This window comes from Hyphomicrobium sp. (assembly GCF_009026145.1).
Lineage (GTDB): Bacteria > Pseudomonadota > Alphaproteobacteria > Rhizobiales > Hyphomicrobiaceae > Hyphomicrobium_A.
Genome location: NZ_WBUE01000002.1, coordinates 87,540 through 109,388, shown reverse-complemented (window position 1 = coordinate 109,388; position 21,849 = coordinate 87,540). Strand labels below are relative to the sequence as shown.

The following is a 21,849-nucleotide window of genomic DNA, read 5'->3' as shown; positions in this document are numbered from 1 at the left end:
AGACCACCAGCTTACGCCGCCCTATTTGCGAGCGTACTTAACGAGGTGCGCGCAGAACGCCTTCAGCGTCGTCTTACTGACGTGATGTTCGATACCTTCGGCATCGGCGGCGGCCGTCTCGGCATCAACGCCGAGGGAGATGAGCAAATCATGTACGATGGTATGACGAGCGCGTGAAGCTGCCGCAACCTTCCGACCTTTGTCAGTCAGGAAAATGGCTCGGTAGCGCTCGCTGGTTACGAAGCCGTCGCGCTTCAGGCGCAGGATGGTGTTGTTGACGGTCGCCTTGGTGACGCCAAGCCGCTCCGCCAGATCGACGAGCCGCGCTTCGCCTTTCTCAGCAATGAGCTCAGCGATGAGCTTGACGTAGTCCTCCGCAAGCTCCGTCTGATGGGCGGCACGAACGCGCTTGTATCGGGCGGGGTGCGCCGCCAAGCGCGTGTCATGGGTCTTTTTGCATTCCATAGGGACCTATTCCCAGCAGATTATGCAGCCCGCGCGGTTTCTGGATGGACCGGAAGTTCCAGGGTCACCTTCAGCCCGCCTAGGTCAGATTGGTCGAGCTGCACCGACCCGTTATAGAGCTGCGCCAAGTCACGCACGATGGTGAGACCAAGACCCGAACCTCCTGAGGTTTTGCGCCACTGTTCACCAATGTTAAAGACCACGTCCCATGCCTCGGGCGGGAGGCCGGGCCCGTCGTCCTCGACAACGATGCCGATGAATGTTCGCGGACCTGACTCCTCCACGGCGATGCGAACAATATGCTTGGCATGCTTGCACGCATTGTCGACGATGTTGGCCAGCATCTCGCTCAGATCCTCGGCGTCGCAAGCAACCGTGGTGCCGGAAGGGACGACATTGTCTATGCGAATACCTCGCTCGTGATAGAGGCGCTCCATCGCATGAACGATGACCTCCGTCGCCGTCGATAGCGACGATGCCTGCCCTGGCTTGGCACGAGAGGCGGCAGCCCTAGCACGAGCGATCTGATAGTCGATCTGGCGCTGCATGCGTCGTGCATGATCTAAGATGAGTGTAGCCGTTTCTGCCTCGCCCCTTTCGCGAAGGCGATGCGCCTCGTCCACCAGGATGGCGAGCGAGCTTTTCAAGCCGTGTGCCATGTTCCCGGCCTGTGTGCGAGCGCGCACCATCTGCTCTCCCGAGTTGGCGAGAAGACTATTCAGGTCATCGATCAATGGTTGCACTTCGTCAGGGAAGGCACCACTAATCGCGATCGCCTCTCCCTTCCGCAATCGCGCGAGCGCCTTTCGCAACTGGCCAAACGGATTCATGGCGTACAGCAGAAGAACGGCGGCGGCAGCGATGAGCGAGATCGCGAAGCCCCCGAGCGACCAGAGAAGCACGTAGTTGAACTTCTGCATTTCGCGATCGAGTGCGTTCCTATCGTTGCCGACAATGATGCGCGTCGGCGCCTCATCCTGACCGAGCCAACGTAGGCGCTCAGCGATCATTAGCTTTCCGGTAGGGCCATCGATCTCGTACGTATGGGTTTGTGCGTCCTCACCCGCGCCAGCAGGCACCTTGAGCATCGGCCCCTCGAGAGAGGGCGAACGAGCGAGCACGGTGCTGTTCTTTTGAATCTCCCAATAGGCACCTGAGAGATGAGCACTGTATCGGGGATCGCTCAGCGGTCGCTCAAGCTTCACCTGCCCATCCGAACCCGCTTGGATAAGCCGCTCGAGTTCGTCCAGACTGACATGCAGCTGATCGGCATACTGCGTCAGCAGAAACTCTTTGAAGACGGCGGAAAGCAGCACTCCCGCCGCAGCGACGCCGATGGCGATCCAAACTACCGCGCCAACGATGAGACGCATCCTGAGGCTACGCATTCGACGTCAGTCCATCCGATAACCGAGCCCACGGACCGTCGTGATGAGGTCGCGCCCGAGCTTCTTGCGCAGCCGCGCGATATAGACCTCTATGGTGTTGGACTCTGCACTGTCATCAACACCGTAGAGATGCTCCGCAAGTTCCTCCTGGGTCACGATGCGCCCGACCCGTAGCAGAAAATAAGTCAACATGCGGAGCTCCAGAGCAGTGAGTGCAACCGACCGTCCGTGCACGGTTGCCTTGCCGGAAATCGTGTCGAGCGCGATGTTTCTGTGGCTGAGGAGAGGGTGAGCAGCGCCGGAGCTCCGGCGCGTCAAGGCATGAAGGCGCGCCACGATTTCCGGCGTGTGGAACGGCTTGGCGATATAGTCATCGGCCCCGGCGTTGAGTCCCTTCACTTTCTCGGTCAAGGTTCCGCGTGCCGTGAGAATGAGCACCGGCATTCTCACATTTTCAGCACGCCACATCTGGAGGACACTTAGACCATCCATCCCTGGTAACCCTAAGTCGAGTATTGCGGCGTCGAATTTCTGATCGCGCCCCAGCATGTAGCCGTCGTCTCCGTTGGACGCGCGATCGACGATGAAGCCCGCCGCCTTCAGGCCCCTGGCAAGGCGGACAGCGATCTCCTCATCATCCTCGACCAGCAAAATGCGAATGGCGACCCCTCCGGTTCGACGGGGGTATGATGCACGTTCGGATCATACCAGGGGAGCTGAGGTTCATCATATTCACTGAACGTGACCTCATAGCCGCAGGGCTTTTCAGGTGGGTTTCAGCTTGGTGTGCAATTCGCCTCCTGAAGAGGTACCCGATGAGACTCGTCCTAGTTACGGCACTTGCCGCAATTTCATTCGGTGTACTCCTTGCAGTCCCGAACCATGTAGAAAGCTGCGAGAAGCCGGCGCTCGCCAAGCCGACAACAGGGGAGAGGAATGTTCGGAGCCCGCATAACCTGAGAGGCGATCGTGATCTGCACTGCCACAACACGCGCCGCGTTGGTATGAAGTGCCATCGAGGCAGCATCTATAACGGCCCTCGCTGAGGCTTGGCTGCACGCCAGCGGTGCTGCTTTCAAGATGGTAAAGTGTGTGCTCGATTTCGCCGCCTCCTCGCAGCGCCAACGATTGAAGAAAATGATTTTCGATGATGTCGCATTCGGCACTTCTCTAGCTGCCACTATGGCCCGGGCTTACGACGAAGCCTGCGCGGCGTTGCGCGATCAGAACGTGGAACTATCCGAGGCTGCGCGAAAGCTGATGGCCCTCAGGATCATGACAGCCGTGCAGGGCGGCGAGCGCAACCGCGAGCAATTGGCACGTCTCGCAGCTGCCGTTGTCTACGATGCTTCGCAATAGGTGACCGAAGACCAGGGGCGAGGCCACCAACAAGCCTCGCATCGACGACCGACTGCCATGAGGGGGGGCGAACATGATCAGGTGCCACGAATCGTTGGCCGATATGGTGAATTTGGAGGCCGCAGCAAGTTTAGCCATGTGGCGGGGTGGCGACAATCGGCCAGGCAATCCGCGCGACTTCGCTGTTTCGCTTGAAAATGAGGCCATTCATGCCCATTAGCGTAAGCGAGGTGTTAGCAGGATTCGTTCCAATGGGGTTTTGGCGGCGCCTGGTCGCTACCATCCTTCTGCTCGTTTTCATTCCCGCCAGCATCGCGGCGGGGTTGCCGCTGGTCTACTGCCTTGGCGCTGATGGCCACCGGGCGATTGAACTTGTCCAGAACGCACCTCACCATGGGGCACGGCATGTTCGTACAGCTGTCGATCATTCTGATCACGGTGCAGTGCTGGAAGGGTCGGACGATTGCGTCGACTACAAGCTTGTAACGCTCAACGGCCTTCCGCAGCGATCCTCTGATCTTAAGCACGCCGTGACAAGGCTGCCACCTGCGCCCGCATCGATCGCAACTTACAGGGAACCAGCGATCGATGACGGCTACACAAGTATGCACCTTCGACCGAGTTGGGGATACGAGCGCTCGGTCGACCGACTGGTGTCGCACAGAACGACCGTTCTACGGATCTAGACCCGGGCGGAACTTTAGTCTGGCGGCCTCCGGATAGGAGGACGTCGCGCTTGAGTACGCATCCGGGAGCAAACATGGCACGCCGATACGGCGCCACAAGCCGAGCAAGTATCGCAGTATTGACCTCTGCCCTAGCCGGTTGCGGCGGCTACACGGAGACTTTTGTCGTGCCGGAAGCGGCGCAGGGGGTCACCTATGGCTGGCAGACATCCGCTCCGCCACCTCCGGAAACGGGTAGTGTGCCGTCCCCATCGGGGACGATCACCTTCGGCCACGCAGTCAATGGCGCGGTCGCCTACAGCCCCGCGATGAAGGCGGCCTACGCCGAGATCGAGGCCAAGCATGGCGACGCCTTCCAGGCATCGCGGCGCCTCAATCCCGAGCTGGCACTGAACCTCGAGAACCTACCGAATTCCGGCGGCATCGCCAAAGACGACTCGAGCGAAAGCCTCCAACTCTCGCAAACGCTCGAGCTGGGGGGCAAGCGCCTGGCGCGGCTGAACGCAGCAAATCTCGAGGCATCAATCGCCGGCTGGGACTACGAGGTGACGCGCCTTCAGGCCGCCACGGATGCAGCGCAGCTCTTTGTCGACGTTCTCGCCGCCCAGGAGCGCGTGGCAATCCTACGCGATTTCGTGAGCGTGTCGCAGAAGACCCAGGCAGCGGTCGACGCACGCGTCAAAGCGGGCCGCGCGAGCCTGATCGAGCTTGACCGAGCGAAAGTCTCTGTTGCCAACGCCCAGGCTGCACTGGCCGCCGAAGAGGCGCGCCTGGCAGCTACCCGCGATCAATTGGCGACCCTTTGGGGAAGCAGCCACGCAACCTTCTCGCGGGCGGCGGGGCGCCTGGGAGCCAACCGCAGCGCGCCTTCCCTCGAGGAGGTTAGGGCCTTCCTCGATGCCAATCCGTCTTTGGCGCGTTGGGGGGATACCATTGGACATCGTTATGCGGTGCTGGAGGTGGAGCGATCAAAGGCGATTCCGAACGTGACCATCGGTGCGGGTGTCCGGCGCTTTGAAACCGACGATTCTTCTGGCATGATTGCCGCCGTATCGCTTCCGCTGCCGCTCTTCGACCGCAACGAAGGCGCGATAGCAGCCGCGCATCATCGGATAGCCAGGGCGGAGTTCGATGCGCACGCGGCGCGCACGCAGCTGACCAACACACTCATCGGTGCGCTTGGAGCTCTGGCGGCCGCCGATGCGCAAGCCAAGGCTATCGAAAGCCGGGTGCTACCAGCCGCCCAGTCGGCCTTCGACCGAACGCGCACGGGATATCAGGAAGGAAAGTTCGACCTCCTGAACGTGCTCGATACGCAACGCACCCTGTTTGAAGCGCGCCGCGAGTTCGTCAACGCGCGCGCGGACTACGAAAAGGCCCGTGTTCAGGTCGAAGCGCTTATCGGGCGCGATCTGAACGGCCTCGGTAGGTGAGTATCGCATGACACGAACGACAAAACTGTTTACTGGCCTCGCCCTTATTGGGCTGCTCGCTTTCGTCGGCTTTCGCGAAGTCTCGAAAAGCTGTGGCGGCGCCCCTGCCACGAGCGGACATAGTCACGAGGAGGCCCACGAACCCGACAAGGAGGGCTTTGCAACGCGTGTCTGCGAAGCCGGTTTCTTCTCAGCATTGGGCGAGAAGCTCGGCCTCCATGACAGCAGCGGTGCAACAGCGGCGGTCGGTGCAGCCAAGGATGACGACGGGCACGTACACGGCGCCAAGGAAGAGGACGGACATACGCACGGAGCCGAAGCCGATGGCCATGAGAAGGAGCCGGATAGGCATGAGCACGGCGCAAACGAGCCTGAAGGCCACAAACATGTGGGCGAAGGCGGCCACGCACACGGCGAGAAGGAAGCCGAAGGCCTAGTCAAGCTAACACCTGAGCAGATTAGCGCCGCCGGGATCGAGAGCGCACCTGTAGAGGCGACAACGCTGATCAAGGAGATCAGCGTTCCCGGACGCATCGCGCTGAACGCGAACAAGCAGGCCGAGATCGTTCCCAAGCTGTCCGGGACGGTCGCGACCATCAACAAGCGGCTCGGCGAGGCGGTAACCAAAGGCGACGTGCTCGCGACCCTTGAAAGCCGCGAGATGGCCGATGCGAAATCACAGTACCTCGAGGCTTGGCGCGCCGAGGAGCTGGCAAAGTCCGTCTTCCAGCGCGAGGAGAGACTGTGGAAGCTGAAAGTAACTGCCGAGCAGGAATACCTCAACGCTAACAATGCGTTCGAGATGGCCAAGATCCAGCTGGAGCTGGCGCATCAGAAGCTGCACACGATGGGCCTCGAGGAACAGGATATCGATGATGTCATCAAGCCGGCGGAGCAGGAGCAATCGTTCCGCACTTATGAGATCCGCTCACCGATCTCAGGACGGGTAACCGCACGCAACCTCGTCCTCGGCGAGATGGTCTCCACCAGCACTGAAATCTTCAACATCGCCGACCTGTCGACGGTGTGGGTCGATCTTGCCGTGCAACCTGCCGATTTGCCGTTCGCCAAGGAAGGCCAGGAAGTGATCGTGAGCGGCGCGGGGCGCACGGCGCGCGGCAAGATCGTTGCTCTCAGCCCGGTGATCGATCCGGAGACTCGGTCGGCGCGGGCGATCGGCGAGGTCGACAACGCCAATGGTGAATGGCAGCTTGGCGATTACGTGCGCGCGCAGCTCATCTCTGGCCGACAGTCCGTCGACATCGCAGTGCCGCATGAGGCCATTCAGACCATCAATGGGCAAAAATCTGTCTTCGTGAGTGAAGATGGAGGCTTCAAAGCTCGGGCTGTAACCACCGGCCGGGAGGATTCGCACCACGTCGAAGTACTATCCGGGCTCAAGCCAGGCGAGACCATTGCCGTCAAGAAAACCTTTGCGCTCAAGGCCGAGCTCGGCAAGGCCGAAGCCGAGCACGAGCACTGAGGAGCGCGGCAATGATAGAGAAAATCCTCAACTTCTCGGTCGCACAGCGCTTCCTGGTCGTGCTCGCGGTCGCCGCCGTCGCAGCGTTCGGCATCAAATCGCTGTCTCAGCTGCCGATCGATGCCGTGCCTGATATCACCAACAATCAGGTGCAGATCAACACGGAAGTCCCAGGATTATCGCCATTCGAAATCGAGAAGAACGTCACGTACCCAATCGAGACAGCGCTCGCCGGTATCCCGGGCCTTTCCTACACGCGCTCGCTGTCGCGCAACGGGTTCTCGCAGGTCGTTGCCGTCTTTGACGACAACGTCGACATCTATTTTGCGCGCACCCAGGTCGCGGAACGTCTCGCCCAGGCCAAGGGAAATCTACCCGTTGGCGCCGAGCCGCGGATGGGGGCGGTGTCGACTGGCCTCGGCGAGATCTACATGTGGACGGTGCACTACAAGCACCCCAATGGTAAGGGTGCCGAGATCCGCGATGGTCAACCCGGGTGGCAGAGCGACGGGAGCTATCTCACCCCCGAGGGCGTGCACCTGCGCAAGGATTTCGAGCTGGCGACCTACCTGCGCACGGTTGAGGACTGGATTATCCGCCCGCAACTCAAGGGAGTGCTGGGTGTCGCCGAAGTGGACGCGATCGGCGGCTTCGAGCAACAGTACCAAGTTCAGCCGGACCCGGAGAAGTTGCTCTCCTACGGGCTTTCTTTCCCGGACGTGATCGCCGCACTCGAACGCAATAACACCAGCGTTGGCGCCGGCTATCTCGAGCAGCGGGGCGAATCCTATGTTGTGCGTGCGGATGGAAGGCTGGAGACGATCAAGGACATTGGCAACGTCATCGTCGCCAACAAGAACGGAATACCTGTCTACCTCAAGGATGTCGCCGACGTAGGTATCGGGCGCGAGTTGCGCACGGGCTCCGCGAGCGAAAATGGCGACGAGGTTGTCGTCGGCACGGCTATGATGTTGAAGGGAGGCAACAGCCGCACCGTATCACACGCCGTGGATGCGAAGATCACGGAAATCAACAAGTCGCTTCCTCCCGACATCGGCATTCAGACGGTACTGAACCGCACCTTGCTTGTCGACGCCACGATCAAGACGGTGGCGAAGAACTTGGCCGAAGGCGCCCTTCTGGTCATCGTTGTGCTGTTCTTGATGCTCGGCAACCTGCGTGCGTCACTGATTACAGCGCTCGTAATCCCCATCACCATGCTAATGACGATCATTGGCATGGTGCACACCGGCATCTCGGCGAACCTAATGAGCCTCGGTGCTCTCGATTTCGGCCTTATCGTCGACGGTGCGGTGATCATCACGGAGAACGCGATCCGCAAGCTCGCTGAACGACAGCATCACGAAGGTCGGCTGTTGAGGCTCGATGAGCGTATGCACGAGGTGATGGTCGCAAGCAAGGAGATGATTCAGCCGACCGTCTTCGGTCAGATCATCATCATTACCGTTTATCTGCCCCTGCTCACCTTCACAGGCGTAGAAGGCAAGATGTTCGAGCCGATGGCTTTGACGGTCATCATCGCACTGCTTTGCGCCTTCGTGCTGTCCCTGACCTTCGTTCCGGCGATGATCGCCATCTTTATCTCTGGGAAGGTGGAAGAGAAAGAGAACTTAGTGATCCGCGTGGCGAAGGCTCGCTACGCCCCGATGCTGCGGGCCGGGCTCGCCGACACTGGTTTCGTCATCCTCGTTGCGATCGGCTTTTTCGCCATCTCGATGTTCCTGTTTACGCGGCTCGGACAGGAGTTCATTCCGACGCTCGATGAGAAGAACCTGGCTATGCACGCGATGCGCATACCCTCCACGTCGCTCAGCCAGTCGACTGACATGCAGCTCCAGGTCGAGACTGCGGTGAAGAAGTTTCCTGAAGTCGCCTTCGTTTTCTCCAAGACAGGCACTGCGGAAATGGCGTCGGACCCGATGCCACCGCACGTCTCCGACACATTTATCATGCTGAAGCCGCAGGACGAGTGGCCCAATCCATACGAGACGAAGGCAGAGCTCATCGACCGCATTGCCAAGGCGGTGGGCCTGCTGCCGGGCAACAACTACGAATACACGCAGCCTATTCAGATGCGCTTCAACGAGCTCATTGCCGGCGTGCGCAGCGATGTCGCCGTGAAGGTATTCGGCGACAAATTCGAGCAGCTGGGAGACACCGCCAACAAGATCGCCGGCGTGTTGCGCTCCGTGCCGGGTGCCGCGGACGTCAAGGTCGAGCAGACCACGGGTCTGCCGATGCTGAACGTCAAGCTGGATAAGGCGGCGATCGCCCGCAACGGCCTCAATGTCGGCGACGTGCTTGATGTTATCTCGATTGCCATTGGTGGGCGCGAGACCGGTTTGGTCTTCGAGGGCGATCGGCGCTTCGACATCATCGTTCGCCTTCCGGACAACCTGAGAGAAGACCTCGAAGCCTTGCGAAACCTTCCGGTTGCGCTTCCTTCGGCTGCCGGTGGCCGTCCGAACTTCGTGCCGATCAAGACGCTGGCGAGTTTCAATATTGAGGAAGGTCCCAATCAAATCAGTCGCGAGAACGGCAAGCGCCGGGTGGTGGTGCAGGCCAACGTCCGCGGTCGCGACATTGGCTCGTTTGTCGCGGAGGCTCAGGCAAAGATCGACGCGCAGGTGAAATTGCCGCCGGGCACTTGGATCACTTGGGGCGGCCAGTTCGAAAACCTGCAGGCCGCTCAGAGCCGGCTTCTGATCGTTGTGCCCGCGTGCTTCTTCGTGATCTTCCTGATGCTGTTCACCGCGCTCGGCAACGTGCGCGAGGCCCTGCTCGTCTTCTCCGGCGTGCCGCTTGCGGTATCGGGCGGCATATTCACGCTGTATTTCAGCGGCATGCCGTTCTCGATATCGGCTGCCGTCGGCTTCATCGCGCTCTCCGGCATCGCTGTGCTCAACGGCCTGGTGATGGTCACCTACATCAATCAGCTGCTGGAGCGGGGCTTGCCGGGGGAGCAGGCCATCTTCGAAGGCGCGATGACGCGCCTGCGTCCGGTGCTCATGACGGCGCTCGTCGCCTCGCTCGGATTCGTGCCCATGGCGCTGGCAACCGGAACCGGCGCGGAGGTGCAAAAGCCGCTGGCGACGGTTGTGATCGGCGGCCTGATCACGGCGACGCTGTTGACGCTCATTGTGCTGCCGGCCCTCTACAAGAGGTATATCCTGGTTGAGGAGGTTGCTCTGCAGCCAGCAGCCGAGGGCCAGCCCGCAGAATGAGTGAGCGTATCGCCACGGCTATCGTGATGTTCGGCATCACGATAGCCGTGGCGCGTGCGGCAGACGTTGCATCGCATCGGCCCATACGACCAGAATATCGCATCGTCGAAACTGTCTCGCTGGCGCCGCCAATGAATATCGAGCTCACCGACGCCTCACCGAGTCTTTCACTGCGGAAGCGGATGCTGAGCAGGCGGGCCTACGACCTCGGTGTTGAATACACCCGCCGCGGAGATTTGGCTCGCGCCTTTGAGCAGTTGACCACCGCCATCCGGTTCGATCCCGACAATGCGATCGCCTATGCGGCACGCGCAAATGTTCGCTCGTTGCGTGGTGACAGCATGGGCGCCATCGGCGACGCGGATTATGCCGTCGCGCGCTCGCCCCGACCTTGGCCGCTGCCTATTACCATCGCGGCCTGATCTACGCGCGCCTTCGCATGTGGGCAAGCGCCGCCGATGACTACTCGGCGGTAGCGTTCCTGGATCCGGATTTCGGGGAAGGCCTGGTCTTCGACAATCTCGGTATCGCCCAGATGGTGCAGGGAAAGTTCGCCGAAGCGATCGTCAGTTTCTCGCGGGCGATCGGGCGCAGCAAGGTTCCTGCGATGTCGTACTTCAAGCGTTCTCTTGCATATCAAAAGACGGGCCAACTGGACGCCGCGATATCGGATATGAATGCGACGATCCAATCGCTACCCAGATATGCCGAGGCGCACCACCGGCGCGCCCAGCAATTTCTCCGCAAGGGCCTCGATGGCCTAGCACTCATCGACCTCAATACCGCTCTCGAGCTTGACCCCGATGATCTCTATGCGCGAGCAGACAGAGCGCTGCTGCATGAGCGACTCGGGAACACGCAGGCCGCGCAGGATGACTTCAGGCGCTTCGCCGAGAGCTCCCGTGCGGACCCCCGCAGCTTAGACCGCGAAGCGCATTTAGACTTCTCAAGGTGACCACAAGAAGAGCGGGCGAGCCAGTTCAGTTTCGTTTCAGCTGAGCGCCAGAAAAACATCCAACTCTGCTCTTATTCAGCTCCGTCTCAGGTCGATGAATTGCCGGTGAATGCACCTTTCAGCATCGAGACATCCGGCGGCCGATAAGAATTGCGTGCCGACCACGAGAGCCGGCGGAACAAGAAAATCGATCAGAGGAGAATCTCTCATGGCACGCACACCCACACTTGTCGCCCTAAGCCTTCTGACGCTCGCGGCTGCTGCCGGTCTTGCATCGAGCGCACAGGCAGGTGAGTACGGCAGAGCTGGTTACAGCTCCGGCCATCACGACCGGGGGTACGCACGGCACGGCTATCGCCATAACCGCGGCCACGTGCGCACGCGTTGGTCCAGCGACCGCTGGTTCAGGTATGCGCGGCGCGGACACCGGCACGGTCACTCGCGTCACTGATGAGCGAGGCCCGCAAGCAAGTTCGTAGACTACTGTCTGAATCCCGAGCCGAGAGCCCGTAGGCGCTCTCGGCTCACAGCAAGAGAGCAAAGGAAAGGTCGAACATGATGAAAGTGAGCATGGTGACTGCCGCCCTCGTGATCGGATTGGCGGCGCCGGCCATTGCCGGCGAAGGCCACTGTCATGAGGATATGGGCACGGTCGACAAGGCTATGGCCAGCGCGAAGTTGAATGATGCCGACATGGCTACGGTGAAGGCGGCGCGTGCGAAAGCAGAAGAGCTGCATACTGCCAAGAAGGAAGAAGAATGCGAGGCGGCACTGAAGGACGCGCAGAAGCTGCTCGGCATCAAGGACGCTCACAGTCACTAGCTCAGCGCCTTTCGCCGTCTTTGCGATCTCCACGCGTCCAGGCCCCTAGGGCCTGGACGTTGCATCGTGCTGCCCCTCACAACCGTAACGCATCTGAACGATGATTTAGTCGTTCAGGTAGGTTTCAGCTTGGCGTGCAACTATCATGGCCGCGAGTGTCGAACGCTGGCTGCTCCCCGAGCTCGGCGTCCTTCGCTAGCGGCCAAGCGCTATTTCTGAGGAGGAACGTCAATGCTGAATGTGATTAGGGCGGGCTGTCTTGTCTGTGCGTTGGGGCTAACCGCAACGTCGCTTTACGCGGCTCCCGTTGCTCCACCGCGTACGGTCACCGTCGAGAATGGCATGGTGCAAAAGGTTCATCGGCGCCATCATCAGCATAGGCATTTCAGGCATTATCGCCGCCATCGGCATTTCCCGTTCTACGCTGCGCCCTTCTACGGATTCCGCCATTGGCACGGGCACCACCGCCATCATCACCATGGCCACCACCACCACTAGTCGTGCGTACGCCCCGCGGCGGCAAAGGCCGCTGCGGGAACCGTAATTCAAGGCGGCAAGGTCGCTGTGCCTCTCTTACCCTTCGGGCACTGGCAGTAACTCCCGCTGCATCTTGCGTGCGATCGCCGCCGTCGCGGTGGGGCGTGGGCGTTTGCAGTTCCGGAGGGGAACAGAGGCTATCTATCGACGCGTTTAGAGTTGCCTGCGAGCCTCAGAAAAGGATCATTCGTCGAAGAGGTCAGGACAAGGGTTCGCAGCGAGGTTGAGTTGCCGGCCGGCTATTGGATCCACTACGGCCGCACGTTCGAACAGCTGATCTCCGCTAGCACACGCCTGCAAATCGTCATACCGGCCGGCGTGGGCTTCATTGCTTTGTCAGGTGTTGCCGTGCTCAACGGCCTGGTCATGCTATCGTTTATCTCCCGACTCCAGGTGGTCTGCTCCCCTAAACCGATGCCAAGCTGAGTGAGCGAATCCGGCTATTTCCACCTGATTGAGGAGAGAAGGGAATGGCACGGAAGCGGTACACGACAGAGCAGATTATCGGGCTTCTGCGGGAAGCTGAGGTCGGCCTCGGACAAGGGCAGGCGATTGGCACGATCTGCCGGGGCATCGGCATCTCAGAGCAGAGCTACTATCGTTGGCGGCGTGACTACGGTGGGTTGAAGCTCGATCAGGCCAAACGCCTCAAGGATCTCGAACGTGAGAACGACCGTCTGAAGAAGGCGGTGTCCGAGCTGACGCTCGACAAGCTGATCCTCAAGGAAGCCCTCGAGCGAAAATATTGAGCCCTTCTCGGAAGCGGGCGTGCGTCGAGCACGTCCGCTCTTGTCTTCCCATCTCGGAGCGTCGCGCGTGCGCTGTCGTAGGCCAGCCGCGTGCGACGCGGAGACGACGCCTCAAGACATCTGACGACGAAGCAGCGCTGACGGCCGATATCGTGCGGCTGGCGACCCGCTATGGCCGCTACGGCTACCGCCGCATTCGCGAGATGCTGGTCGCCGAGGGCTGGCGGGTCAACGTCAAGCGCGTCTATCGCATCTGGCGCCGGGAGGGGCTCAAAGTGCCGACGAAACAACCGAAACGGGGCCGCCTATGGCTCAACGATGGATCGAGCGTTCGTTTGAGGCCCGAACGGCCGAACCACGTCTGGTCCTACGACTTCGTCCAGGATCGCACCCGGGACGGACGCGCCTTCCGCATGCTGGTCGTGCTCGACGAGTTTACCCACCGATCCCTGGCGATTGTCGTTGCCAGACGGCTGAGAGCCGATGACGTGCTCCAGTGCCTGACCGATCTCTTCGTCACCCATGGACCGCCCGAGCACATTCGCTCCGATAATGGCCCCGAGTTCGCGGACACGGCCGTGCGGGACTGGTTGGGCCGGATCGGCGTCAAGACGCTCTTCATCGAGCCAGGCAGCCCGTGGGAGAACGGCGATTGCGAGAGCCTGAACGCCAAGCTCCGCGACAAGCTCTTGAATGGCGAAATCTTCACGACGATGCGGGAAGCGCAGGTGCTGATCGAAACCTGGCGGCGGCACTACAATGCCGTCAGACCGCACTCATCGCTCCGTTACCGGCCACCAGCTCCGGAAGCGATCTTGCCGCCAGCAGCTGGTCTGCCCTACGCTCCGCTTCGGCCAGAGCAGACGCTGGCCGAACACGGCCCGGTTCTAACTCAGAGCCTGGTATCGTGGTGAGGGGCAGGCCACTGGCGTATTCTCCCGATCCCGATGGTAGACCGTTGCCGTGAACGCCAGCGCAGGGGAGATGTCTGCGTCAACGAGGTAAACTGATCGGCGGAGAAAAGCATCATTGTCGGAGCTTGATGGCGACGATACCGAATTGGCATGCCAATTCGGTAATTAACGAGGACTAGCCGATGCTCCGCCGCGACCGGAATTCCCGCACCGAGACCAGGGCTCGCTCAAGTTGGGCCTCGAGTTCGGTCAGAGCGTTCGGCGTTTCTTCCAGGGCAATAAACTCCGGCCGTAGCGTTTCGTCCACCAGCTCGCTAAGCGAGGCGCAGGCCAGCGTTTGCATAGAAGTATGGCTCGCAAAGGCCAGCAGACTGCCGTCAGTTCGCAGCTCAAGGCCTATGCGGGCATTGATGAAGACGGCGGCCTCAACGACCTCACGGGGTAGCACGATCGAAGCCAAGGGGCCCGACGTGTCGGCGACCCGATAGGTTGCGACGTAGGCCTTGCCTCCGCCATCGAGGGTGAGGGTAAGCCGCCCCTCAACCCCATGCTTGCGCGTCCTGTCCATGTTTTGCCCAACGGCGAATGTCTCGGTCTCGCGGGGACCCTGCCCAGCCCGATTTTCTTTTGCCCACTTGCGGCAGACGAAAAGTCCTCAAGAATTATCACAGTCACAAAGTAATAGGAACTATCGTTCCTGGAACGATAATGCCTAAACAAGTTCCATCTCTGCCATGGACCTCAAGGAGGTCATGGCCGTGAACCTGCGTCAGGCGCGTCATGACCGGGATTTGACGCAAGAGGAGCTGGCGCATCGCGCCGGCATCAGCTCGCGCTACATCGGGAAGATCGAGAGTGCCAAGGTATCGGCCAGTGTCACGGTGCTCGGCCGACTGGCCATGGCGCTCGACATCGATCCATGCGAATTAATTCGCGCGAAAAGACCACGCCGCTGAAGCAATTTGAGAAACCATCGGCAGCGCGCGAGATGCTGCGTCTCAGGACATGGCACAATCGGCAAAAAAGAATGCTCTTGGCAATGTGGCCGCGACCAGCATCAGCGCCACCCCCATCCATGGTCGCGCCGGTCAGAGGAAGGTCTGCACCCGTCAGAGCGTGTCAACGGATCATTGGCTACCGCACTATCCCTCACCACACAAATTTTTGTGTCCTCTGAGACGATCCCTCGGTCATGACCTCGGCGAAATCTCGCGCCCTTTGCTGATGTTCCGACATCTGCGAGGGGAGCACCCATGGCGCCACTTCTTAAGCCTGAGGACTGCTGCATACTCTTTATCGACCCCACACGGCGCAATGCCGAACGCACCGATCAGGCTGACGGCGGCCAAGACACACTCATCAGTCGCCACGCGTTAGTCCAGCAGGCTGCTAGGGTTCTCGATGTGCCAAAATTCTTTGCGATCCATGGAGATGAGCTCGACGAACGAGAATGGATTGCGCAACCCTGTGATCACGCCAAACCCCGCATCTACGCTGTCGGCTCCGCCGGATCGATGTGGTCTGGCAGCGGGCTCGGGGCGGCGCTCGCTGAAGAGGGTAAGGCTTGCCTCCTGCTCTGCGGCTTTTGGCTCGAACGCAGCGTCACGTTCGCGGCCCTCAACGCCCTTGCCGATGGCTTCGATGTGTTCGTGCTTATGGATGCCTGCCCAAGCTGCGACCGACATGCGAAATGCCCCGCCATCGACCGCCTGCTGCAGGCGGGAGTTGTTCCCTTGACGACCACTCAGATGGTGAGCGAATGGGCGGAAGGAGCGTCGGATCAAGCGCGGCGCGCGGCGTTGCGTAGTCTATTGGCGCCAACCGGAGAGCAATGACCAACGGCCCTTTGAGGAGGGGCGAAGGCGAGAGTTGCACGCGCGCTTACGGGTCGGGTGCACAGGCGATCGCTCGTCAGATGGCCTGACCCGCTGCTGACGCTCGTTTCTGCGGCCGATCGCCGATACGTCGCGGCAGAAGGCAACGAATCGTCGCCGATGCTTCTGACGGATCTCATGGCAGGGCGCCTCTCCTTGCCTGCACCATCATGCTACGAGCACTGGTCCGGTGGGCTCGCGGTCCAATTGGCAATTCGCTGACCTCGGGCGGGCGGCTTCTGCTTCACCCGGCGTCCAAGCCTCGGCGCGTGCCAATCCGAGCCAGCGTGACGCGGCCCTGCTTTCGTTTCCGCTCCGTCCACCCCCGCCTCTTGTCGTGCAAACTACGGCCGGCGTCGCCCTGGCGCGGAAACCCTCGCGCTCGCGGTTTTTGTTCCCCGCCGGTCAGGGGACCGGCTTCCTCGCGCCGCTGACGCTGCAAAAAAACCTTGAGCCTCGGGTCCTGCGCTGATCGCTCCGGCCAAGATGGTTCCGCGGGCGCCAGCCGGCCGCCTGGTCCTGCACGCCGGCGGGAGATGGTCTCTCGCCGGACAAGAGAAAGGACCAGTCACATGGCTACCATCGGATCTGTCACCAAGCGCGAAGATGGCCGCTTTGAGGGCGAGCTCAGAACCCTCTCGATCCGCGCCGAGATCGCACTCCTGCCGGTCTCGGACAAGGCGGCGCCGAACCAGCCCGACTATCGGGTGATGTCGCAAGGCATCGAGATCGGCGCCGGCTGGATCCGTAAGGGTCAAACCTCCGGCAAGGATTACGTCGCGCTTTCGATCGCCGCTCCGGAGTTCGGGTCGCGGACGCTGTATGCGAACCTCGGCCGAGCGGCGGGTCAGGACGATGACAGCGTGTTCGCGCTGATCTGGAACCCGCAAGACTAAGAGCGCAAGCTCTCGCCTTCGCCCTCGTGCCTCCGGGCACGAGGGTTTTCCATTGATTCATGATAACAAGAGTCAACTTAAGACAGCGCGCGCTCAGCAGCTGTATAACGGCCGCATTTCGCGGGAAGCGATCGAGATCAATCGCACGTCATCCGATCCGATCGCCATCGAAAGTCGATCATTGAAGCAAGGATGACGAGAGGCCTGCCTCTCGCCAGGGGGATAACTATGCCTGCCCGGCTACCCCAAAGAACACCGCCTGAGAAGGCGCGCCCTTCGGTCGGCCCGTCTTGGCCCCCGATCCTGGATCAGTACGACTATGTGAGGACGCTGCCCGGGCCCGGGTGGGCATGGGAGTTTCTCCGTCGCAATAAAGACTATCAGCGAGACTACCGATTGCACGCCGGGCGGTGCGCAAATCTCTGCCGGCATCGGACAGGGATTACTCTGTGTCGACTGCGCCGCCGCTGCCGCCGGGCCGAAGCCTGGGGCCTCTGCTCCTTTCGCCGATCCCCATAAGCCCGCCCCCACCGCAAACGTTTTTTGGTCGCCCGAGGCTCTCCCGCTGACCTTATCGGGGACGGCATCTCGCGCGCAGGGCGGCGATCTCTGCTTGGCAACTCTTCCGGCCATTCGACAGCTCCTGATCGATGCCAAAGGTACGCAACACCTAAAGTTCATCGCCGATCGGAGCACGATCTCGATCCTTCTCGACGGAGCGGCCGTGGCCGTCGCGCCGGCACGCGTCGTCTTTCACGTCGACGGCCTTCAGCGTCTCGAGCGTGCCCGGGATAGCTTTGCAACTCTGAGCGACATTCTCTCTCGCGACATTGAGCGTTCCGAGGATTGGCAGTGGACGGCGACAAGCCTCGCGGTGCGCGATGCGCTCATCGCGCTCGATGGGCATCGGGTCGGCGCGACCTACCGCGCCATCGCCACCGTCATCTTCGGCGCCGAGCGCACCGAAGACGCTTGGCGGAGCGCGAGCACGGCTCTCAAAGATCGCATCCGCCGGGCGCTGAAACGTGGCTTATCGCTGGTTGCGGGAGGCTACCGCGAGTTCTTGTGAGGGGGGTGGCGTATGAGGCCACCTGCCCTTCGACACTCCCCATCGCGCGCAATCCCACCCATTCTCCATGCCTGGCCATTCACGGGAGTGCACGCATGACGGAGGAAGAGGCAACCCCATTTCTCGATGTCAAAGAGGCGGCTGTCTATCTGCGCTTGAAGAAGCGCACGCTCGACAACATGCGCTGGCAGGGGATCGGTCCGCGCTTCCGGAAGCATGGCGGCCGCGTCGTCTATCACCGTGATGACCTCAAGGCCTGGTCCGAGAGCACGCGACGGCGCGCGACTTCCGGGCTAGTCGAATGAGGATGAAGGCGGGGGCTCTCCTCGCGCTGGGCTCTGTTGCGCTGCTTACGGCCACGGCCTTGGGACCTAAGCGCCTTGTGCTGGTGTGGAACACGTCCGCGAGTGTGCAGATCGGGCTCTACGTCATTGTGCGCCGGCCGCTGCGCATCGGCGACTATGTCCTGGTCCGCTTATCCGGCTTGCCGCAGGCCCTCGCCGAGCGGCGCAACTATGTCGGCCCGCACGTGCTGCTCTTGAAGCGCGTTGCCGCCATGGAGGGCGATCGCGTGTGCCGCCGGGGACGGGTGATATGGATGTCCGGGCAGCGGCGCGTCATCGCCTTAGGCTTCGATAGAGGAGGCCGGCGGCTGCCAGTGTGGCAAGGCTGCCAGCATCTGCAGAGGGGGCAGCTGTTCGTTCTCGGCACGCATGCGGAGAGCTTCGACAGTCGTTACTTCGGCCCCATCGATCGCGCCGAAATTGTCGGCGCGGCGATTCCTCTATTCGTCCTTCGAGCCTAGACGTCGCCCCCTACAACCTGACGAGCTTCTCAGCCATCGGTAAGAGAATCCGTGCACCTGCGAGAATGCCAGTCGGGGTAGAAGTGGACATCAAGATAAAGGACTGACGTCAGGTGCGCGTCCAAGGCCGCAACGGGCCGCTCGGCCCTGACATCAGCAACGCGTCGGTGACGTCATCGCTTGATATTTCGCGTGCGTGGTCAGCACGATGTTTGACGCCGTCTTGAATGTGCCGAGCCCGACGCCATCTCGCTTTGCGTTCCACCGCGTAGGCGAGGTGACGCATGGCGCAAGACAACTTCGTTCCGAAGCTTGGTCGCATTCGCGATGCGCGCCGAGGACGCGCGGAGCGTCACGCCACGCTCGTCTTCCGCCAGGCCGGCAAGCACGGCGCCCGAGCGCTGCGGCACAAAGGACACGTTGCGCCTGGTAGCCTGACGCGCGGCATGGGCACCGGGCTTCGGGCCGCTGCTGGGCTTATCGCACCCGGCAGCCGGCGCGTCATCGTCAAGGCGCGCTACACGCGCATCGCCAGCGGCGATCTCGGTGCGGCGCGCGCGCACCTGAAATACATCCTGCGCGACAGGGTCACGCGCGAAGGCACACCCGGACGTCTCTATGATGCATCCGGCGAGGATGTCGATGCGGCCGCGTTCCTCGCCCGCTCGGCGAACGATCCGCACCAGTTCCGCTTCATCGTGTCCGCCGACGAAGGCAGGCGGCTCGCCGACCTGAAGCCCTTCATCCGCGATCTCCTCGCCCAGATGCAGCGGGACCTCGATACCAAGCTCGACTGGATCGCGGTCGATCATTTCAACACCGGTCATCCGCACACCCACATCGTCATCCGCGGCCGGGACGAGGAGGGGAGGGACCTGGTCATGGCGCGGGATTACATCAGCCACGGGGTGCGGGCACGCGCCCAGGCACTCGTCACGCTCGAGCTCGGGCCGGAAAGCCAGCTCGAGCGTATCCAGAAGCAGTTCAATGAGGTCGGCCGGGAAAGGCTGACCCGCCTCGACCACGCCCTAAGGGCGCGCGCCAAGGAGGGTATCCTGGTCATGACGTCCGCGGAGGAGCAGGACCCGACCCAGCACACGCTCCGGATCGGTCGCCTCAAGACGCTGGAGCGGCTCGGGCTTGCCGAGGAGCGGCAACGGGGCGTGTGGGCGCTCGACCCGAGGATGGAGAGCAAGCTGCGCCAGCTCGGCGAGCGCGCCGATAAGTTCAAGATGATGCAGATTGCGCTGCGCGAGGCCGGCATCGAGCGCGGCGCCGCTGCCCTGGCGCTGTTCGAGCGGGGTGCGCGCAAGGCGCCGCTGATCGGCAAGGTCGTGGGTGTCGGCCTCGTCGACGAGATCAGCGACAATACCTGGATCGTGATCGATGCCGTCGATGGCCGCGTGCACTACGCAGAGCTCGGGCGGCTCAAAGCTGCCCAAGTGCCAGCGCGTGGCGGCCTCGTGGCGCTGGTCGGCGACAGCCTCGACGGCAAGCCATCACGGGTTGCCAAACTCCAGGAGCTTTCGCTGGTCGAATTGGAGCGCCAGGTCAACTACGACGGCCCGACGTGGCTCGACCAGGCCATCATCGCCCAATGGCAGCCCCAGCCTGGCACGCTTGGCTTTGCCCGCGATGTGGAACATGCCATGGCCGCGCGTGGTCAGTGGTTGGCTACGCGCAAGCTCGCAGCTGTGTCGCTCACCGGCGACATTGTTACCGCTCCCAAAATGATGCGTACCCTCCGCAGATCGGAAACGGAGCGCTTGGTAGAGGACCTGTCACGTCTCTATGGCGCCACATTTTTCCCTGCCGCTCGAGGGGCACCCATTACGGGCGTCTATGATCGCCCGATAACGACACCGAGCGGCAAGCTCGCAGTCATCCGGCGCCAGGATACATTCACGCTGGCGCCCTGGCGACCGGCGCTTGAGCCGTTCCGCGGACAGGTCGTCACGGGTGTGATCGGCCAACGCCGCGTGACCTGGACTCTTGACCGTGGCCGGACGCTGCCAGGGCGTACATGACCACCGAGCAAACCCGATCGCACAACTGTGGGCGCCGTCAGCAATGCCTTGCGCGTGCGTGAGTTGGCGTCGGTTCGAGCGGTGCTACGCCCGACCTTGTAGCGGCTAAGGCCGCCCTTCCGACGCTCAAGCGCTAGCTACTTCTTCGACAGCATCGGCCCCGTCGCTGGCCTGCATATAGAAGCTGCCTTGGCGTGGGTCCCGCCGTCGCTGCAAGGGCGATCGGCGCAAAACTTCAGCTATCGTCCGGTTGATCCCGAAAGCGGAAGTCGACTGCCCCATGATCGGCGAGGCGGTGGCCGTCGCCGACCACGTCCGCTGATTGGCGTATAGCGTCAGATGTCGATCTTCTCCGCGATCTCGATTGCATCATCGACCTCGATGCCGAGGTAACGGACGGTGCTCTCGATCTTCGAATGTCCAAGCAATAGTTGAACCGCACGCAGATTGCCGGTGCGCCGGTAGATCAACACCGCTTTCGTACGTCGCAACGAGTGGGTGCCAAACTTGGCCGGGTCGAGTCCGATGCTGGCTACCCACTCTTGCACAAGGCGGGCGTACTGTCGTGTCGTCAACCCGCGCACGTTGTCGCCATGGCCGGCGAACAGAAACTGGTCCGGCTTCCGTCCGGTCAGTCTCAGGTACTCATCGATGGCCAGACGAGTCTGGTCTGTCAGCTCGAAGCGTACCGGCCGGCCGGTCTTCTTCTGCCTGATGGTTGCGCGATCCATGGCATAGCCGCTTGGCGCCACGTCATCCACGCGCAGAGCGACGACATCACAGCCGCGCAGTTTGCTGTCGATGGCGAGGTTGAATAGGGCGAGGTCGCGCTTTCGACCCGCCATCTGCAGCTTCGTTCGTATCGACCAGACGTGGCTTGGTCGCAGGGGCGGCTTGGCGCCTACGAGCTTGCCTTTGTTCCAAGGTGGGCGGCGAACCGTCTCGAGCGCAGTTAGCTGATCGTTTTCCATGGTCTGTCTCCTTGGTTGAGAGACAGAGCAGCATGTGACCGCCATGAGCTGAGCAACGGATCTGACGACTGTTTACAGGCTATTTCGTCCGTCGTCTGGTTACCAAGCGTCGATTTTGACCCTGAGCCGACATGCAGCGAACCGCTACTCGATCACCTCGTCGGCGCGCAG

At 61.6% G+C, this 21,849-nt stretch carries 21 protein-coding genes and 1 pseudogene; 17 read left to right on the top strand and 5 right to left on the bottom strand.

Features of this window, described 5'->3' with window-relative positions:
- Nucleotides 1-21: 21 nt before the first annotated feature.
- The 3 genes from mntR to F9K20_RS02365 are packed head-to-tail and all read right to left on the bottom strand — an operon-like array spanning nucleotide 22 to nucleotide 2,504.
- On the bottom strand, nucleotides 22-465 hold the full coding sequence (mntR, locus tag F9K20_RS02375; protein ID WP_290997220.1) for a manganese-binding transcriptional regulator MntR: 444 nt from the start codon (nucleotides 463-465) through the stop codon (nucleotides 22-24).
- Nucleotides 466-485: 20 nt separating this feature from the next.
- Complete coding sequence (locus F9K20_RS02370) at nucleotides 486-1,838, bottom strand: HAMP domain-containing sensor histidine kinase (protein ID WP_290997219.1); 1,353 nt, start codon at nucleotides 1,836-1,838, stop codon at nucleotides 486-488.
- A gap of 21 nt (nucleotides 1,839-1,859) precedes the next feature.
- Nucleotides 1,860-2,504 (bottom strand): response regulator transcription factor, encoded by a 645-nt coding sequence (locus F9K20_RS02365; protein WP_367115823.1) that lies wholly within the window; start codon nucleotides 2,502-2,504, stop codon nucleotides 1,860-1,862.
- Nucleotides 2,505-2,945: 441 nt separating this feature from the next.
- On the opposite strand from F9K20_RS02365, the gene F9K20_RS02360 reads away from it, so the two are divergent.
- The 9 genes and pseudogenes from F9K20_RS02360 (at nucleotide 2,946) to F9K20_RS02320 (ending at nucleotide 14,036) form a co-directional block, all read left to right on the top strand.
- The gene (locus F9K20_RS02360) at nucleotides 2,946-3,212 is read left to right on the top strand and encodes a hypothetical protein (RefSeq protein WP_290997218.1); all 267 of its coding nucleotides are present in this window, start codon (nucleotides 2,946-2,948) and stop codon (nucleotides 3,210-3,212) included.
- Nucleotides 3,213-4,017: 805 nt separating this feature from the next.
- A complete protein-coding gene (locus F9K20_RS02355; RefSeq protein ID WP_290997217.1) occupies nucleotides 4,018-5,331 on the top strand; it encodes a TolC family protein in 1,314 nt (437 codons plus the stop codon).
- Between the two features lie 196 nt (nucleotides 5,332-5,527).
- Nucleotides 5,528-6,814 carry an efflux RND transporter periplasmic adaptor subunit gene (locus F9K20_RS02350; RefSeq protein ID WP_290997216.1) on the top strand — a complete coding sequence of 429 codons (1,287 nt, stop codon included), beginning with the start codon at nucleotides 5,528-5,530 and terminating at the stop codon, nucleotides 6,812-6,814.
- Between the two features lie 11 nt (nucleotides 6,815-6,825).
- The gene (locus F9K20_RS02345) at nucleotides 6,826-10,059 is read left to right on the top strand and encodes a CusA/CzcA family heavy metal efflux RND transporter (protein ID WP_290997215.1); all 3,234 of its coding nucleotides are present in this window, start codon (nucleotides 6,826-6,828) and stop codon (nucleotides 10,057-10,059) included.
- Entirely contained in the window at nucleotides 10,056-10,481 is a 426-nt protein-coding gene (locus F9K20_RS02340; protein ID WP_290997214.1) for a tetratricopeptide repeat protein, read from the top strand. The genes F9K20_RS02345 and F9K20_RS02340 overlap by 4 nt, the downstream gene beginning before the upstream one ends.
- Nucleotides 10,451-11,014 carry a tetratricopeptide repeat protein gene (locus tag F9K20_RS02335; RefSeq protein WP_290997213.1) on the top strand — a complete coding sequence of 188 codons (564 nt, stop codon included), beginning with the start codon at nucleotides 10,451-10,453 and terminating at the stop codon, nucleotides 11,012-11,014. The genes F9K20_RS02340 and F9K20_RS02335 overlap by 31 nt, the downstream gene beginning before the upstream one ends.
- Nucleotides 11,015-11,569: 555 nt before the next feature.
- Complete coding sequence (locus tag F9K20_RS02330) at nucleotides 11,570-11,836, top strand: hypothetical protein (protein ID WP_290997212.1); 267 nt, start codon at nucleotides 11,570-11,572, stop codon at nucleotides 11,834-11,836.
- A gap of 717 nt (nucleotides 11,837-12,553) precedes the next feature.
- Nucleotides 12,554-12,763 (top strand): annotated as a pseudogene (locus F9K20_RS02325) (hypothetical protein); the annotation flags it as partial.
- A gap of 80 nt (nucleotides 12,764-12,843) precedes the next feature.
- Nucleotides 12,844-14,036 (top strand): IS3 family transposase gene (locus F9K20_RS02320; protein WP_290997211.1). Its coding sequence is split into 2 segments (ribosomal slippage): nucleotides 12,844-13,105 and nucleotides 13,105-14,036, totalling 1,194 coding nucleotides; the frame shifts between segments, so codons are not numbered across the junction.
- A gap of 175 nt (nucleotides 14,037-14,211) precedes the next feature.
- Here F9K20_RS02320 and F9K20_RS02315 read toward each other — a convergent pair.
- A complete protein-coding gene (locus F9K20_RS02315) occupies nucleotides 14,212-14,604 on the bottom strand; it encodes a hypothetical protein (RefSeq protein ID WP_290997210.1) in 393 nt (130 codons plus the stop codon).
- A gap of 166 nt (nucleotides 14,605-14,770) precedes the next feature.
- Here F9K20_RS02315 and F9K20_RS02310 point away from each other — a divergent pair, with 166 nt between their 5' ends.
- From F9K20_RS02310 to F9K20_RS02280, 8 genes are all read left to right on the top strand, one after another.
- A complete protein-coding gene (locus F9K20_RS02310) occupies nucleotides 14,771-14,992 on the top strand; it encodes a helix-turn-helix domain-containing protein (protein ID WP_290997209.1) in 222 nt (73 codons plus the stop codon).
- A gap of 297 nt (nucleotides 14,993-15,289) precedes the next feature.
- Complete coding sequence (locus F9K20_RS02305; protein WP_290997208.1) at nucleotides 15,290-15,871, top strand: isochorismatase family protein; 582 nt, start codon at nucleotides 15,290-15,292, stop codon at nucleotides 15,869-15,871.
- A 611-nt stretch (nucleotides 15,872-16,482) separates the two neighbouring features.
- Nucleotides 16,483-16,806 (top strand): DUF736 family protein, encoded by a 324-nt coding sequence (locus tag F9K20_RS02300; protein ID WP_290997207.1) that lies wholly within the window; start codon nucleotides 16,483-16,485, stop codon nucleotides 16,804-16,806.
- A 192-nt stretch (nucleotides 16,807-16,998) separates the two neighbouring features.
- A complete protein-coding gene (locus F9K20_RS21210) occupies nucleotides 16,999-17,325 on the top strand; it encodes a DUF6499 domain-containing protein (RefSeq protein ID WP_367238055.1) in 327 nt (108 codons plus the stop codon).
- Nucleotides 17,326-17,419: 94 nt separating this feature from the next.
- Entirely contained in the window at nucleotides 17,420-17,875 is a 456-nt protein-coding gene (locus F9K20_RS02295) for a DUF2285 domain-containing protein (RefSeq protein WP_290997206.1), read from the top strand.
- A 95-nt stretch (nucleotides 17,876-17,970) separates the two neighbouring features.
- Nucleotides 17,971-18,180, top strand: coding sequence for a helix-turn-helix domain-containing protein (locus F9K20_RS02290; protein ID WP_290997205.1), 210 nt, complete (start codon nucleotides 17,971-17,973; stop codon nucleotides 18,178-18,180).
- Complete coding sequence (locus F9K20_RS02285) at nucleotides 18,177-18,680, top strand: S26 family signal peptidase (protein WP_290997204.1); 504 nt, start codon at nucleotides 18,177-18,179, stop codon at nucleotides 18,678-18,680. Before F9K20_RS02290 ends, F9K20_RS02285 begins: the two co-directional genes overlap by 4 nt.
- 284 nt (nucleotides 18,681-18,964) lie before the next feature.
- Nucleotides 18,965-20,707, top strand: a complete 1,743-nt coding sequence (locus tag F9K20_RS02280; protein WP_290997203.1) for a DUF3363 domain-containing protein — start codon at nucleotides 18,965-18,967, stop codon at nucleotides 20,705-20,707.
- Nucleotides 20,708-21,042: 335 nt separating this feature from the next.
- Here F9K20_RS02280 and F9K20_RS02275 read toward each other — a convergent pair whose 3' ends face one another.
- On the bottom strand, nucleotides 21,043-21,678 hold the full coding sequence (locus F9K20_RS02275) for a tyrosine-type recombinase/integrase (protein WP_290997202.1): 636 nt from the start codon (nucleotides 21,676-21,678) through the stop codon (nucleotides 21,043-21,045).
- Nucleotides 21,679-21,849: the final 171 nt, after the last annotated feature.

What these genes read in the sequence shown, in the direction of transcription:
- mntR (WP_290997220.1), bottom strand. Translation starts at nt 465, where the DNA reads ATGGAATGCAAAAAGACCCATGACACGCGCTTGGCGGCGCACCCCGCC.
- F9K20_RS02275 (WP_290997202.1), bottom strand. Translation starts at nt 21,678, where the DNA reads ATGGAAAACGATCAGCTAACTGCGCTCGAGACGGTTCGCCGCCCACCT.
- F9K20_RS02315 (WP_290997210.1), bottom strand. Translation starts at nt 14,604, where the DNA reads ATGGACAGGACGCGCAAGCATGGGGTTGAGGGGCGGCTTACCCTCACC.
- F9K20_RS21210 (WP_367238055.1), top strand. Translation starts at nt 16,999, where the DNA reads ATGACGAGAGGCCTGCCTCTCGCCAGGGGGATAACTATGCCTGCCCGG.
- F9K20_RS02370 (WP_290997219.1), bottom strand. Translation starts at nt 1,838, where the DNA reads ATGCGTCTCATCGTTGGCGCGGTAGTTTGGATCGCCATCGGCGTCGCT.
- F9K20_RS02300 (WP_290997207.1), top strand. Translation starts at nt 16,483, where the DNA reads ATGGCTACCATCGGATCTGTCACCAAGCGCGAAGATGGCCGCTTTGAG.
- F9K20_RS02340 (WP_290997214.1), top strand. Translation starts at nt 10,056, where the DNA reads ATGAGTGAGCGTATCGCCACGGCTATCGTGATGTTCGGCATCACGATA.
- F9K20_RS02285 (WP_290997204.1), top strand. Translation starts at nt 18,177, where the DNA reads ATGAGGATGAAGGCGGGGGCTCTCCTCGCGCTGGGCTCTGTTGCGCTG.
- F9K20_RS02305 (WP_290997208.1), top strand. Translation starts at nt 15,290, where the DNA reads ATGGCGCCACTTCTTAAGCCTGAGGACTGCTGCATACTCTTTATCGAC.
- F9K20_RS02290 (WP_290997205.1), top strand. Translation starts at nt 17,971, where the DNA reads ATGACGGAGGAAGAGGCAACCCCATTTCTCGATGTCAAAGAGGCGGCT.
- F9K20_RS02310 (WP_290997209.1), top strand. Translation starts at nt 14,771, where the DNA reads ATGGACCTCAAGGAGGTCATGGCCGTGAACCTGCGTCAGGCGCGTCAT.
- F9K20_RS02280 (WP_290997203.1), top strand. Translation starts at nt 18,965, where the DNA reads ATGGCGCAAGACAACTTCGTTCCGAAGCTTGGTCGCATTCGCGATGCG.
- F9K20_RS02345 (WP_290997215.1), top strand. Translation starts at nt 6,826, where the DNA reads ATGATAGAGAAAATCCTCAACTTCTCGGTCGCACAGCGCTTCCTGGTC.
- F9K20_RS02330 (WP_290997212.1), top strand. Translation starts at nt 11,570, where the DNA reads ATGATGAAAGTGAGCATGGTGACTGCCGCCCTCGTGATCGGATTGGCG.